Origin of the sequence: Streptomyces sp. NPDC087859, assembly GCF_044742595.1 — a bacterium.
GTDB classification, from domain to species: Bacteria; Actinomycetota; Actinomycetes; order Streptomycetales; family Streptomycetaceae; genus Streptomyces; species Streptomyces canus_F.
Window position 1 is genome coordinate 33,380 of record NZ_JBIUUU010000002.1, and the last position, 13,938, is coordinate 47,317.

Annotated in this window: 9 protein-coding genes and 4 tRNA genes; 9 read left to right on the forward strand and 4 right to left on the reverse strand. The window is 69.2% G+C overall.

Features of this window, described 5'->3' with window-relative positions; all coding sequences use genetic code 11:
- Positions 1 to 67: 67 nt before the first annotated feature.
- Both ACIOHP_RS04010 and ACIOHP_RS04015 read right to left on the reverse strand, forming a co-directional pair.
- A complete protein-coding gene (locus ACIOHP_RS04010; protein WP_361559547.1) occupies positions 68 to 2,224 on the reverse strand; it encodes a DEAD/DEAH box helicase in 2,157 nt (718 codons plus the stop codon).
- 263 nt (positions 2,225 to 2,487) lie between these two features.
- On the reverse strand, positions 2,488 to 3,006 hold the full coding sequence (locus ACIOHP_RS04015) for a hypothetical protein (RefSeq protein WP_401883209.1): 519 nt from the start codon (positions 3,004 to 3,006) through the stop codon (positions 2,488 to 2,490).
- A gap of 127 nt (positions 3,007 to 3,133) precedes the next feature.
- Here ACIOHP_RS04015 and ACIOHP_RS04020 point away from each other — a divergent pair, with 127 nt between their 5' ends.
- From ACIOHP_RS04020 to ACIOHP_RS04060, 9 genes are all read left to right on the forward strand, one after another.
- The gene (locus ACIOHP_RS04020; RefSeq protein ID WP_307028807.1) at positions 3,134 to 3,484 is read left to right on the forward strand and encodes a metallopeptidase family protein; all 351 of its coding nucleotides are present in this window, start codon (positions 3,134 to 3,136) and stop codon (positions 3,482 to 3,484) included.
- 73 nt (positions 3,485 to 3,557) lie between these two features.
- On the forward strand, positions 3,558 to 5,153 hold the full coding sequence (locus ACIOHP_RS04025; protein ID WP_401883213.1) for a metallophosphoesterase: 1,596 nt from the start codon (positions 3,558 to 3,560) through the stop codon (positions 5,151 to 5,153).
- A 79-nt stretch (positions 5,154 to 5,232) separates the two neighbouring features.
- A tRNA-Glu gene (locus ACIOHP_RS04030) sits at positions 5,233 to 5,305 on the forward strand.
- A 38-nt stretch (positions 5,306 to 5,343) separates the two neighbouring features.
- Positions 5,344 to 5,418 (forward strand) — tRNA-Asp (locus ACIOHP_RS04035).
- A gap of 24 nt (positions 5,419 to 5,442) precedes the next feature.
- Positions 5,443 to 5,516: transfer RNA gene (locus ACIOHP_RS04040), tRNA-Phe, on the forward strand.
- A gap of 79 nt (positions 5,517 to 5,595) precedes the next feature.
- A complete protein-coding gene (locus ACIOHP_RS04045) occupies positions 5,596 to 7,227 on the forward strand; it encodes a hypothetical protein (RefSeq protein ID WP_401884111.1) in 1,632 nt (543 codons plus the stop codon).
- A 79-nt stretch (positions 7,228 to 7,306) separates the two neighbouring features.
- On the forward strand, positions 7,307 to 11,260 hold the full coding sequence (hrpA, locus tag ACIOHP_RS04050) for an ATP-dependent RNA helicase HrpA (RefSeq protein ID WP_401883215.1): 3,954 nt from the start codon (positions 7,307 to 7,309) through the stop codon (positions 11,258 to 11,260).
- A 94-nt stretch (positions 11,261 to 11,354) separates the two neighbouring features.
- Positions 11,355 to 11,429, forward strand: a tRNA-Asp gene (locus ACIOHP_RS04055).
- A gap of 181 nt (positions 11,430 to 11,610) precedes the next feature.
- On the forward strand, positions 11,611 to 11,808 hold the full coding sequence (locus tag ACIOHP_RS04060; RefSeq protein ID WP_361483429.1) for a DUF6274 family protein: 198 nt from the start codon (positions 11,611 to 11,613) through the stop codon (positions 11,806 to 11,808).
- A gap of 481 nt (positions 11,809 to 12,289) precedes the next feature.
- Here the strand turns inward: ACIOHP_RS04060 and bldC are convergent, their stop codons facing one another.
- Complete coding sequence (gene bldC / locus ACIOHP_RS04065) at positions 12,290 to 12,496, reverse strand: developmental transcriptional regulator BldC (RefSeq protein WP_003949541.1); 207 nt, start codon at positions 12,494 to 12,496, stop codon at positions 12,290 to 12,292.
- 542 nt (positions 12,497 to 13,038) lie between these two features.
- A complete protein-coding gene (locus ACIOHP_RS04070) occupies positions 13,039 to 13,881 on the reverse strand; it encodes a hypothetical protein (RefSeq protein WP_401883218.1) in 843 nt (280 codons plus the stop codon).
- Positions 13,882 to 13,938: the final 57 nt, after the last annotated feature.

Consider the following 13,938-nt stretch of genomic DNA (forward strand, 5'->3'; position numbering starts at 1 on the left):
GAAGGGTCGCAAAAGGGCCCCTGCGACCGAAGTCGCAGGGGCCCTTTCAAGGTCGGTTCAGCCGACGTCAGCCGTTGCGCTTCCAGCGCGGCTTGTCGTCACGGCGTCCGAAGGAGGAGCCGGAACCGGAACCGGAGCCGGAACCGGTGCCACGGTGGTCGTCGCGGCGGAAGCCGGGGCGGTCGTGGCCACCGGAGCGGAAGCCCGGGCGGTCGTCGCGGCGGTCACGGTTGAAGGGGCGGTCGCTGCCACGGTGACCGCCGCGCTCGTCGCGACGCTCGAAGGAGCGGCCGGCCGGACGGTCGGCGGGACGGTCGTCGCGACGGAAGCCTCCACGGTCGTTGTCCCGACGCTCGAAGGAACGACCACCGCGGTCGTCACGGTCACGGTTGAACCCACCACGGTCGTCACGACGCTCGAAGGAGCGGCCGGCCGGACGGTCGGCGGGACGGTCGTCGCGACGGAAGCCTCCACGGTCGTTGTCCCGACGCTCGAAGGAACGACCACCGCGGTCGTCACGGTCACGGTTGAACCCACCACGGTCATCACGACGCTCGAAGGAACGCCCGCCACGGTCGGCCGGACGGTCGTCGCGACGGAACCCGCCACGGTCGTTGTCCCGACGCTCGAAGGAACGACCACCGCGGTCGTCACGACGGTCGTCGCGACGGAACCCGCCACGGTCGTTGTCCCGACGGTCACGACGCTCGTACGAGGAGGAACCCTCCGTACGCTCGGCCTGCTGCGCCACCGGCTGCTCCGGCACGGACGCGGCCTCGGCCTCGGCGGCCACCGCGGCCTGCGCCTCGGCCACCGCGGCCTCCGGGTCCTCGCCACGCTCACGCGCGGCGCGGGCCACGAGACGGTCGGACTCCTCGCGCAGCTCGCTCGCGCGGCGCTGCGCCCGCTCCAGCTGCTTGGTGAGGGAGGCCACCTCGCGCTCGGCCTGCTGCGCGGCGTTGCCCGCGGACTCGGCCTGGACCTCGGTCATCGACCGGGCGCCGGTGATCTCGGCGACCTCGGGGTCGAAGGCGGCGCCACCCTGGATGATGTGGCGCCCGGCGTCGACGCCCGCGTCCTCCATGAGGCGGAAGATCTGGCGGCGCTGGTGCGGCAGGGACAGCGACACGACGGTGCCGGTGCGGCCGGCGCGGGCCGTACGGCCGGCGCGGTGCAGGTAGTCCTTGTGGTCGCCGGCCGGGTCCACGTTGAGCACCAGGTCGATGCCGTCGACGTGGATGCCGCGCGCGGCGACGTCGGTGGCGACCAGCGCGTTGACGTAGCCGTCCTTGAAGTCGGCCAGGACGCGGGTACGGGCACCCTGCGTCATGCCGCCGTGCAGCGCGTCGGCCTTCACACCGGCCTCGACGAGCTGCTCGGCGATACGGTCGGCGCCCAGCTGGGTGCGGACGAAGATGATCGTGCGGCCCTTGCGGGAGGCGATGGCCGCGGTGACCGGCGCCTTGTCCTTGGGCTTCACGATGAGGATGTGGTGCGACATGGTCGTGACGTTGCCCTGGGCGCTGTCGACCTCGTGCGTGACCGGGTTGGTCAGGTAGCGCTTGACCAGCGTGGAGATCTCGTTCTCCATCGTGGCCGAGAACAGCATGCGCTGGCCGCCGCCGGGGATCTGGTCGAGCAGCTCGGTGACCTCGGGCAGGAAGCCCAGGTCGGACATCTGGTCGGCCTCGTCGAGGACGGCGACCTCGACGTTGGCCAGGGAGCAGGCGCCGCGGTTGATGAGGTCGCGCAGACGGCCCGGGGTGGCGACGAGGACGTCGACGCCGCGCTCCAGGGCGTACATCTGGTTACTCATCGACGTTCCGCCGCAGACGACCTTCATCTTCAGGCCGAGGACGTCGCCGTACGGCTGGAGGGCGTCCGCGACCTGCATCGCGAGCTCACGGGTCGGCGTGAGGATGATGCCGCGGGGCTTCTTCTTGTCGGTGTGGCCGCCGGACAGCTTCGTGAGCAGCGGCAGACCGAAGGAGAGGGTCTTGCCGGAGCCGGTGCGGCCACGGCCGAGGATGTCCTTGCCGGCCAGGGCGTCCGGGATGGTCGCGGCCTGGATCGGGAAGGGGGTGGTCACGCCGTTCTGCGCGAGCTTGCGCACGACGCCCTCGGGGAGACCGAGAGTGGCGAAGGTGACCTCGGGGGTCTCCTCGACGATCTCGTTCTCGCCGTTCTCGGGCATGACGGCGTGATCAGAACTGGAAATGGACATGCGTATGCGAAACCTTCCGGAGTCTCGTCGGCACGCGCCCGTCAACTCCGTGATTCGCAATACGACCGCCTCTATGCGGTCAGCCACGGCAAGGGAGAGAACGCGCCACACGGCGCGCTCTATTTTGGCGCCGGGCAAATGGGATCAAACGATCTACCACCTTACGCACCCATCCCCCCGGAAGGCAAACCAGGTCCCATTGACGTACGTCACACCCGGCCCCCGAGGGCGTTCGCGCCCGGAGGAGTGCCCGCCCATCCGCCCTACGCCGGCGTCCCCGCCGCGGGTGCCGGCTCACGCTGGGCCAGCTGCGGCTCGGCCTCCTGGTGGGCGGACGAGGACGGCTCGGCGACCGTGGGTGTCGGGGTGGGCGGGTCCGGGGTCGGAGTCGGCGTCGGGGTCGGATCGGGCGTCTTCGTCGGGGCGGGCTGGGTCTTCGTCGGGGTCGGCTGCGGCTTGTCCGGCTTCCCGGGCTTGACGTCCGCCGAGGGCGACGCGCTCTCCCCGGCCGACTCCGAGGCGGAGGGCGACGCCGACTCCCCCGCCTTGCCCTTGCCCTTCTTCTTCCCGTGCTTGCCGTCGGCCTCGGCGGCCCCGAACCCACCGCCCCCGCCCGACACCGCCGATCCGCCGTCCGGCGCGTCCCCGCCCCGCTGACCGGCGGAGTGCGACGGCTTGGCGCTCTTGCCACCGTCGTCGTCGCCCACACTCATACAGCCGGCGGCAGCGGCGACCGCCATCACCGTGGCGGCCAGACGGACGGGTACGTACATGGGGCGCACGGGCAGCCACCTCCGAGGGCGGTTGAGGGAGTCAACCCGTTCAACTCCCGCCGCCCACAAGAGGACACGCGCGAGACCCGCCCGCACCCGCCTCCTCTCCAGGCACCCCGTCCCCGACAATGGCCCTGTGCTGGAGATGACGCGCGAAGCCTTCGAAGAACTCGTGAGCCAGGCCCTGGACCGGATCCCGCCCGAACTGACCCGGGTCATGGACAACGTCGCCGTGTTCGTCGAGGACGAACCTCCCGCCGACGACCCCGAACTGCTGGGCCTCTACGAGGGCACCCCCCTCACCGACCGCGGCGAGTGGTACGCCGGCGTGCTCCCCGACCGCATCTCGATCTACATGGGTCCGACCCTGCGTTTCTGCGAGACCCAGGACGACGTGGTGCACGAGGTCGCCGTGACCGTGATCCACGAGATCGCCCACCACTTCGGCATCGACGACGAGCGCCTCCACGAGCTGGGCTGGGGCTGACCGAGAACACCGGCCCCGCCGCCCGCCGCGGCGGAGCCGCATACCCACCCCCGGACTTGGGCATACGGGACCAATGGCTCGCGTCCCCGCCGCCGTCCTGAACGTCCTGATCCGCCTACGCCGCTCACCCCGCACCCTCGCCCGCCACTACCGCACCCGCCGCCCCCTGCCGACACTGGAACTCGTCCACCAGCCGCATCCGTGGGCCCGGGCCGTCGGGCTGGTGGCCGTCGTGCTGCTCGGGGCATGGCTGGGGCTGCTGGTCGTCGGCAATGTCCGCACCCCCGTCGGCCCCATGAACACGACGATGACCCTGCGCCCGTCCTTCACCGGCGGCACGAAGATCAACGTCTCCCCGCTGGGCGCCCTGCAACTGGACAGCCACCACGCCCCCGTCCGCCTGGACGTCAACGTCGACCAGCTCGACCCGGTCCGCTCCCAGGCCCTGGTCGACCACCCCGAACGCCTCTCCGGGCTCCAGGACGAGGTCGCCGAGGACGTCGAGCACGGCACCCTCGACCTGGCCGTACGGTCCTGCGTCGCCGTTGTCGTGGGCGCCACCGCCCTCGGCCTCGCCGTCTACCGCCGCCCCCGCCGCGCCCTCGCCGCCGGCGGCCTCGCCCTCGGCATGCTCGCCGCGTCCGGCGGGACGGCGTACGCCACCTGGAACCCCGACTCCGTCCTGGAGCCGAAGTTCTCCGGACTGCTCTCCTCCGCCCCGTCCCTGGTCGGCAACGCGCGCAACATCGTCACCGAATTCGACGTCTACCAGCAGGAGTTGGCGCGGCTCGTCACCAACGTGACGAAGCTGTACGACGTCACCTCCACCCTCCCCGCCTACCAGCCGGACCCCACCACCATCCGTGTCCTGCACGTCTCGGACATCCATCTGAACCCGGCCAGCTGGAAGATCGTCGCCTCCCTGGTGGAGCAGTACCAGGTGAACGTCATCGTCGACTCCGGCGACACCATGGACCACGGCACGGCCGCCGAGAACGGCTTCCTGGACCCGATCGAGGACCTCGGGGCGCCGTACGTGTGGGTGCGCGGCAACCACGACTCCGGCGTCACCCAGCGCTACATGGAGGGCCTGAAGAACGTGCACGTCCTCGACGACGGGCGCGCCCAGAGCGTCGCCGGCCTGCGCTTCGCCGGCATCGGCGACCCGCAGTTCACCCCCGACCGCAGCGAGGGGCCCGGCGCCGAGGAGACCCAGGAGGCCGCGGGCGCCCGCCTCGCCGCCGCGCTGCGCGACTGGACGACCGCCGGAAAGCCCGTGGACGTCGCCGTCGCGCACGAGCCGTCGGCCGCGCGGGAGGTGGACGGCTCGGTGCCGCTGGTGCTCTCCGGCCATCTGCACCACCAGGAGATGGAGGTCCTGCGCAACGGCACCCGGCTGCGCGTCGAGGGCTCCACCGGCGGCAGCGGGCTGCGCGCGGTGGAGGGGAAGTACCCGGACCCGATCGAGGCCTCGATCCTCTACTTCGACCGCGACTCCCGGCGCCTGCAGGCCTGGGACGAGATCAAACTCGGCGGGCTCGGCCTGACGACGGCCGAGGTCAGCCGTCACCTGCCGGAGGAGAACCTGCCGGGCGCGGCTCCCACCCCCAGCCCCACCCCGAGTCCCGCCCCGACGCCGTCCCCCAGCCCGTCCGACAGCGCTCCCTAAACCGTTTTGGCGATACCTCCCGGCATCCCATATGCTTCTCACGTCCCCGACGCGCTGCGAAGCGCAAGGCGGGCCGATAGCCCTCATCGTCTAGCGGCCTAGGACGCCGCCCTTTCAAGGCGGTAGCACGGGTTCGAATCCCGTTGGGGGCACGCAACACCGTGTGCGACACTGTTCGCACACAAAGCCAGGTCCTGTGGAGCAGTTTGGAGTGCTCGCCACCCTGTCAAGGTGGAGGCCGCGGGTTCAAATCCCGTCAGGACCGCTGAGGTTTCCTCGGAAACCTCGTGGCTGGGTAGCTCAGTTGGTACGAGCGATCGCCTGAAAAGCGATAGGTCGCCGGTTCGACCCCGGCCCCAGCCACTCAGTACGTAAAACCCCCTCCGGGCGACCGGAGGGGGTTTTCGTCGCTCGCAGAGAGCCTGGGGGGTTCTTGAGACGCATGGTCCGAGGCCTGGTGACGGCCGGTGCCGTCCTGGTCTCCACACTCGCGATACCCGGCACGGCCCACGCCGCGGGGCCGACCGTCGAGGAGGCGTACAGCGACCAGGCCGACTGGTCGGTCATCGACGTACGCCTCCACTACAGCGGGACGATCGACAAGGTCACCGCGTCGCTGCGCCCCGTCGGCAGCAGCGAGACGGACGCGCCGGTCGCCACGGTCACCGGCTTCACACAGAAGTACTGGACCAGTTCGTGGGAGGGCGTCTGGGCCTCCCAGCCCGTCCACCTGGACACCCTCGGCGACTACACGATCGACGTCGAGGCCACGAACACCGCGGGCGAGACAACGGTCCAGAAGAACGCGGGCACGCTGCGGTACCGGAAGCAGCCCGTCGTCGACGGCTTCACCGTCACACCGCTCACGCCGGACATCGAGCACAGGACGGTCACGGGCGAGGGCGACCTGGTCCTGCGCGACCCCAGCACACGGGAGACCGTGCCGATGCCCGGCGCGAGCGTCGACCTCCATCTCGGCCAGAGCGGCGACCTGACCGTGACGACCGACGAGGCCGGCCACTTCTCCGCGTCCCGTGAGCTGACGGACGGCGGCGGCTGGGCCTGGGCCACCTACGACGGCGACCTCGGCTACGCGACCGTCTACCCGTGGCTCGACATCACGCCGAAGACGGCGAAGACCCGCTTCGTGCTGGACAAGGACAAGAGGAGCTTCCACGTCACCGCGGGCCAGAAGGTCTCCGTCACGGGCACGCTCCAGTACCTCAGCGGCGACGCGTGGAAGCCGCTGGCCGGCATCCCTGTCGAGATGGACTACCGCGACGGCAGCACGAGCGACGCCACCGAGGCGACCACCGACGCCGACGGCCGCTTCACCCTGGAGAAGTACGCGTACGGCCGTGAGACCGTCTACGAGGTGGGCTTCACGCCGTACCCCCACAACCCCTGGATCGAGCGCAGCGCGAAGGTCGAGGTCCCGGTGCGGACCACCGCGACGACCGAGTTCACCGAGTTCACCGCACGGCTCGACGAGTACGCCCGACTCGACGTCACCGGCATCGTCGCGGCACGCGGCCGGGACACCGGCGACAGCCTCAACGTGGACCTCCAGTATTCGGCGGATGGCCGCACCAGCTGGACCACGAAGAAGACCCTGAAGACCCAGCTGGACCACCAGTTCATCGTCGAGGACCTGCCCGGCTACACCGACGGCTACTGGCGGCTGCGCTACGCCGGTTCCGCCGCCAAGGACATCAAGGGCACCGTCAGCGACAGCCTGCGCCGCAACCGCGCCCTGACCCGGGTCAAGGACGCCAACGCGTCTCCGGAGCCGGTCTACAAGGGCCGGACGATCACCGTGAAGGGCGTGCTCCAGGAGCGCAAGGCCGGCTCGACGTCCTGGACGGCGTACGGCGACAAGAAGGTCCGGATCCTCTTCCGGCCCAAGGGCAAGAGCACCTGGTACCTGATGGCCACCGTCACCACGAAGACGAGCGGATCCTTCAGCAAGGGCTTCACGGCCCAGCAGGACGGCACCTGGGTACCGGTCTTCCTGTACCCCGACAGCAAGCACTTCGTGGGCAGCGGCACGGAGGACTACGTCGACGTGCGGTGACGTACGCGGGGAGCGCGAGAGGGGGCGGGCCCAAAAGGGTTCGCCCCTTCTTTGTGCGGGATGAGATCCTGGATCGCGTATGTCTACGCATCCTGCCCCCGGTGCCCCGGCCCTCGGCACAATCGCCCCTCGCCTGACCGAGCTCTCCCTGCGCGACGCGCAGCGACTCGGGCGCAGGCTCGAAGGCGCGCGCAAGATCCGCAAGCCCGAAGCACGGGCCGCCGTGCTCGCCGAGATCGAGGGCGAGGTCGCGAAGGCCGAGGAGCGGATGGCCACGCGGCGCGGACGTGTGCCCGCCGTCAGCTATCCCGAGCAGCTGCCCGTCAGCCAGAAGAAGGCCGAGATCGCGGACGCCATCCGTGACCACCAGGTCGTGATCGTCGCGGGTGAGACCGGGTCGGGCAAGACGACCCAGATCCCGAAGATCTGTCTGGAACTGGGCCGTGGCGTCCGCGGCATGATCGGGCACACCCAGCCCCGCCGTATCGCGGCCCGTACCGTGGCCGAGCGGGTCGCCGAGGAACTGGACACCCCGCTCGGTGAGGCCGTCGGCTGGAAGGTGCGGTTCACCGACCAGGTGAACCAGGACGGCACCTTCATCAAGCTGATGACGGACGGCATCCTGCTCGCCGAGATCCAGACCGACCGTGAGCTGCGCGCCTACGACACGATCATCATCGACGAGGCGCACGAGCGGTCCCTCAACATCGACTTCCTGCTCGGCTATCTCGCCCAGCTGCTGCCGAAGCGGCCGGATCTGAAGGTCGTCATCACCTCGGCGACCATCGATCCCGAGCGGTTCTCCCGGCACTTCGGTGAGGCGCCGATCGTCGAGGTCAGCGGCCGCACCTATCCCGTCGAGGTCCGCTACCGCCCGCTCCTCGAAGAGGACTCCGACGACTCCGACCGCGACCAGATCACCGCGATCTGCGATGCCGTCGAGGAGCTCCAGGGCGAGGGCAAGGGCGACATCCTGGTCTTCCTCTCCGGTGAGCGGGAGATCCGGGACACCGCGGACGCGCTCAACAAGAAGAACTACCGGTTCACCGAGGTCCTCCCGCTGTACGCCCGGCTCTCGCACGCCGAGCAGCATCGCGTGTTCCAGCAGCACACGGGGCGCAGGATCGTTCTGGCTACGAACGTCGCCGAGACGTCGCTGACCGTCCCGGGCATCAAGTACGTCATCGACCCCGGCTTCGCCCGGATCAGCCGCTACAGCCACCGCACCAAGGTCCAGCGGCTCCCCATCGAGGCGATCTCGCAGGCCAGCGCCAACCAGCGCAAGGGCCGCTGCGGCCGTACGTCCGACGGCATCTGCATCCGGCTCTACACCGAAGAGGACTTCGAGGGCCGCCCCGAGTTCACGGACGCGGAGATCCTCCGTACGAACCTGGCCTCCGTCATCCTCCAGATGACCGCGGCCGGCCTCGGCGACATCGAGAAGTTCCCCTTCATCGACCCGCCGGACCACCGCAACATCCGCGACGGCGTGCAGCTGCTGCAGGAGCTCAACGCCCTTGATCCGGCGCAGAAGGACGCGCGCAAGCGGCTCACCGAGACCGGTCGCAAGCTCGCCCAGCTGCCCGTCGACCCGCGCCTGGCCCGCATGGTGCTGGAGGCCGACAAGAACGGCTGTGTCCGCGAGGTCATGGTCATAGCCGCCGCCCTGTCGATCCAGGACCCGCGCGAGCGCCCCGCCGACAAACAGGCCCAGGCCGACCAGCAGCACGCCCGCTTCAAGGACGAGACCAGCGACTTCCTCGCCTATCTCAACCTGTGGCGGTACGTGCGCGAGCAGCAGAAGGAGCGCGGCTCCTCGTCCTTCCGCCGGATGTGCAAGCAGGAGTACCTGAACTTCCTGCGCATCCGCGAGTGGCAGGACATCTACACACAGCTGCGCACGGTCGCCAAGCAGATGGGCATCCATCTCAACGAGGACGACGCGCCCGACCAGAGCGTCCATGTCTCCCTCCTCGCCGGTCTGCTCTCGCACATCGGCATGAAGGACGTGAAGGACGGCAACAAGAACGAGTACCTGGGCGCCCGCAGCGCCAAGTTCGCGATCTTCCCCGGCTCGGCGCTCTTCAAGAAGCAGCCGCGGTTCGTGATGTCGGCCGAACTGGTCGAGACGTCACGTCTGTGGGCCCGCGTCAACGCGAAGATCGAGCCGGAGTGGGTCGAGCCGCTCGCCGAGCACCTCCTGAAGCGGACGTACTCCGAACCGCACTGGGAGAAGGACCAGGCGGCCGTCATGGCGTACGAGAAGGTCACGCTGTACGGCGTCCCGATCGTCGCCCAGCGCAAGGTGAACTACGGCCGGATCGACCCGGAGGCGTCCCGCGAGCTTTTCATTCGCAACGCGCTCGTCGAGGGCGACTGGCGCACCCACCACAAGTTCTTCGCCGACAACCGCAAACTCCTCAGCGAGGTCGAGGAGCTGGAGCACCGGGCGCGGCGCCGGGACATCGTGGTCGACGACGAGACACTCTTCGACTTCTACGAGCAGCGGGTGCCCGAACACGTCGTCTCCGGCGCCCACTTCGACTCCTGGTGGAAGCACAAGCGGCATGAGCAGCCGGACTTCCTGGACTTCGAGCGGGAGATGCTCATCCGGGAGTCGGCGGAGGCGGTCACCAAGGACGACTACCCGGACTCGTGGCGGCAGGGGCCGCTCAAGTTCCGTGTGACGTACCAGTTCGAGCCGGGTGCGGACGCGGACGGTGTGACGGTCCACATCCCGCTCCAGGTGCTCAACCAGGTCACGGACGAGGGCTTCGACTGGCAGATCCCAGGACTGCGGGAAGAGGTGGTGACGGAGCTGATCCGTTCCCTCCCCAAGCCGATCCGCCGCAACTACGTACCGGCGCCGAACTTCGCCCAGCGCTTCCTGGCCACGGCGGTCCCCCTCCAGGAGCCGCTGACCCTCACCATGGCCCGTGAGCTCAAGCGGATGGTCGGGGTGCCCTTCGACGCCGAGGACTTCGACTGGTCGAAGGTCCCGGACCACCTGCGCATCACCTTCCGGATCGTCGACGAGCGGCGCCGCAATCTCGCCGAGGACAAGAACCTGGAGGCGCTGAAGCTCCGGCTGAAGCCGAAGGCGCGCCAGGCCCTCTCCCAGGCGGCCGCGGCGACGGCGGAACGCCAGGGCGGCGAGTCCCTGGAGCGCAAGGGCCTCACCGACTGGACCATCGGCTCCCTCACCCGCGTCTTCGAGACCCGCCGCGCCGGCCAGCCGGTGAAGGCGTACCCGGCGCTGGTGGACGACGGCGACACGGTCTCCGTACGCCTCTTCGACACGGAGGCGGAGCAGGCGGAGGCGATGTGGAAGGGCACGCGGCGGCTGATCCTGCGCAACATCCCGGTGAACCCGGCGAAGTTCGCGTCGGAGAAGCTGACGAACCCGCAGAAGCTGGCGCTCTCGGCGAACCCGCACGGCTCCATCCAGGGCCTGTTCGACGACTGCGCGATGGCGGCGGCGGACCGGCTGATCGCCGACTTCGGGGGGCCGGCGTGGGACGAGGAGTCGTACCGGAAGCTCTACGACAAGGTGCGTGCCGAGATCGTCGACACGACGGTCCGTACGGTCGGCCAGGTGCAGCAGGTCCTTGCCGCCTGGCAGGCCTGTGAGCGCCGCCTGAAGGCCGTACGGAGCCCCGCGCTGCTGGCGAACCTCCAGGACGTACGCAAGCAGCTGGACGCCCTCGTGAAGCCGGGCTTCGTGACGGAGACGGGTCTGCGTCGTCTGGCGGATCTGATGCGCTACCTGGTCGCGGCGGACCGGCGTCTCCAGCAGATGCCGACGAACGTCCAGCGGGACACCACGCGCATGGAGAAGGTCCACGAGATGCAGGACGAGTACGCCTGGCTCCTGGAGCAGATGCCCCAGGGCCGCCCGGTCCCCTCCTCCGTGCTGGACATCCGCTGGATGATCGAGGAGCTGCGGGTCAGCTATTTCGCCCACGCGCTGGGCACGGCGTACCCGGTCTCGGACAAGCGGATCGTGAAGGCGATCGACGCGGCCGTCCCGTAACCACCCCCGCACGCTGGGTGAGTTCGCGCACGGGGCTCACCCTCCTGTACAGTCCTTCTCGCAGCGCAACGCAGCAATAAGCGCCGCGAAACCTGGTCCTGTGGAGCAGCTTGGAGTGCTCGCCACCCTGTCAAGGTGGAGGCCGCGGGTTCAAATCCCGTCAGGACCGCAGTGAAGCAAGAAGGCCCGTACCCATCAAAGGTGCGGGCCTTCTTCGTGCCCGCCTCCCGGGTCTTTGGATCCGGGCTCGTTTGCGCCGCCTGCCGCCTGTGCCGTCTTGACGGCGTCACATTCGCTCGGTACTCCAGAAACCAGGGCCTGTTCCCCTGTGTGACCCCTGGAGGTGGCGTATGGCGGCTTCGGCCAGGCACGAGACGCGGGCGTTGCTCCGTGCGCATCTGTCGTCGGCCGCCACCTCCTATCGCCGCCATCTGACGCGGCACTGCCCGATCTGCCATCAGCTGCTGCGGCTCGCCATGGACTCCGCCCCACAGACCGACGAGGCCGGCGGAGAGGTCGCCGAGGACGAAAGCCCCTCGCCCGCCTGACCACCGGCGGCCCCAACGGCCGTACGCACGTGGGACGGTGGAACGCGAGCCTCCTCTAGCGCACATGCGCCAGAGGCAACAAGGACCCTGGCATGTGACGGGTGTCACCGCATGAGTTTCTGAAACTGCGGTACTTACGCCTCACCTACAACTGGTCAATTTAATATGTGCAATTGCACCAGCCCGGAGGGCCGACCAGTCGGTACGGCGGCAGCCACCCACAGGAGATCCGACACCCCTCCCCAGACTCCGACAAGCCCACTCACAGCGCCGCGCGCCGACCCACATCCGCACGTGAAACGCACAAAAAAATCGCGCTGGACTCGGCGGAGTCCAGCGCGATCGACGACGCACCCTGTGACGTTCTGGGATGAGCTTGGGCGTGGGTTCTGTTGGGGCAGTACCCGCGTCGCTTGGAGCTTGGTCTACGGACGCCTCGGCACGTTGGGGGACCTACCGGTTTGTCCGTTATTCAGTTGATTCAGGCCTCGCTGCGCTGCTGGGGGATGCCCGCGAGCAGTGCGCGGACCTCCGCCTCGCGGTAGCGGCGGTGCCCGCCGAGCGTACGAATGGACGTGAGCTTCCCAGCCTTCGCCCACCGCGTGACCGTCTTGGGGTCGACGCGGAACATCGTGGCGACCTCAGCCGGGGTCAGCAGCGGCTCGGCATCAGGGGTGCGAGCGGTCATGAGCGGCCTCCTCGGGAGAACCGAACCTTCTCGGTTCTTTCCTCTAAATTCTGCACCTTGACCCGCGTTGCCCGAAATGGCGGACGCGAGTCGAGTCGGTTATAGGACGAACGGCTTGTCCTCGGCACTACAACTACACCATCTGTCCAGCCTCGTCGGCCAAACCGATGGAATTGCCCCCCAGGTGTTCATCGGCGACAGAGGCCGATGGACCATGCCATAGCGGACAGTCACGCCACTGTGACGATCAGTCACAGAGCGATCAGGAGTCACCAGACCCCCCAAAGCGGAACCTCCCCCGGGCCCCTTGTCCTATTTTGGCATGAGGAGGGGGAAGAGATGCAAGAGCCGGGTACGTGCGGTCCGTCACGCTTGACACACAGTGAGGCGTACGCCCGGATCGGGACCTACGTCCCTTGTTGGCGGAGCATCAGGGGAAACTTGGTGACACCTTGACCGAGGACGAAACCCCAAAACGGGCGTCAGGTCAAACGCCAGTTCGTGACCAAAGTGACCCAGGGCACACTCAGTTCACGGAAGACCTAGTTCGCGGACCGCCGGTCCCGCACCGACCGCCACCGCTCCACGAGCCGCGCGTACGCCTCTCCCGCGGCCGCCCCGTCGCCGAGCCGCAGGGCCTCGATCCCCGCGGCCACGTCGGCCGCCGAGTGGTCGTCCTCGAGCTCGCCGGGCGGCAGGGTGTGCACCAGACCGCCGTAGTCCAGCTCGACGTGCGAGCGCGGGTGGAACTCCTCCAGCCAGCGCCCCACGTCCACCAGACCATCGGTGAGCGGCCCCTCGTCGACGGTGTCCTTCAGGGTCCGCAGGGCCCGCGCCACCCGCCGCCGGGCCTGCACCATCGGCGTCCGGTAGTGCAGCGTCGGCGGGATCTCGCCCGAGCCCTTGTCGAAGGACCGCTCCTCGTCGGTCACCAGCACGAACCAGTGCAGCGGCACCTGCCAGGTCGAGGTGCGGATCCAGGGCCGGGCGTCGGGGTTGCGGACCAGCCAGCGCTCGTAGTCCTGGCCCGCCTGGCGCCGTACGACCTCCGGCAGCACCGCGTCCAGCACCGGCTTCGGCAGCTCCTCGGGCAGCTCCTGGAGCGCCTGCCAGCCGCGCAGCCGGGTCCGCCAGGGACAGACGCAGACCACCCCGTCCACGTCCAGCACGAACGCGTCGGCGCTCTCGTGTACCGGCACCGGGATCGGCGGGGTGGGCAGCAAGTCGGCCAGGGAGCGGCGCAGTTCGTCCTGGTACGAGGGGCGGTCGGGGCGGCGGGCGTAGCGCGTCCAGTGGCCGCGTTCCGGCTCCGGGAAGGCTGCCAGCGGCTCGTACACGCGCAGATAGGTCGGGTACGGGACGACCACCGAGGACACCTTGGGCACGCCTGCTCCCTCCCCCGCCCACTGCCAGGAAAACCTGCGGAACCCGCCCACAAACGA

What these genes read in the sequence shown, in the direction of transcription:
- ACIOHP_RS04010 (WP_361559547.1), bottom strand. Translation starts at nt 2,224, where the DNA reads ATGTCCATTTCCAGTTCTGATCACGCCGTCATGCCCGAGAACGGCGAG.
- ACIOHP_RS04025 (WP_401883213.1), top strand. Translation starts at nt 3,558, where the DNA reads ATGGCTCGCGTCCCCGCCGCCGTCCTGAACGTCCTGATCCGCCTACGC.
- ACIOHP_RS04045 (WP_401884111.1), top strand. Translation starts at nt 5,596, where the DNA reads ATGGTCCGAGGCCTGGTGACGGCCGGTGCCGTCCTGGTCTCCACACTC.
- ACIOHP_RS04060 (WP_361483429.1), top strand. Translation starts at nt 11,611, where the DNA reads ATGGCGGCTTCGGCCAGGCACGAGACGCGGGCGTTGCTCCGTGCGCAT.
- bldC (WP_003949541.1), bottom strand. Translation starts at nt 12,496, where the DNA reads ATGACCGCTCGCACCCCTGATGCCGAGCCGCTGCTGACCCCGGCTGAG.
- hrpA (WP_401883215.1), top strand. Translation starts at nt 7,307, where the DNA reads ATGTCTACGCATCCTGCCCCCGGTGCCCCGGCCCTCGGCACAATCGCC.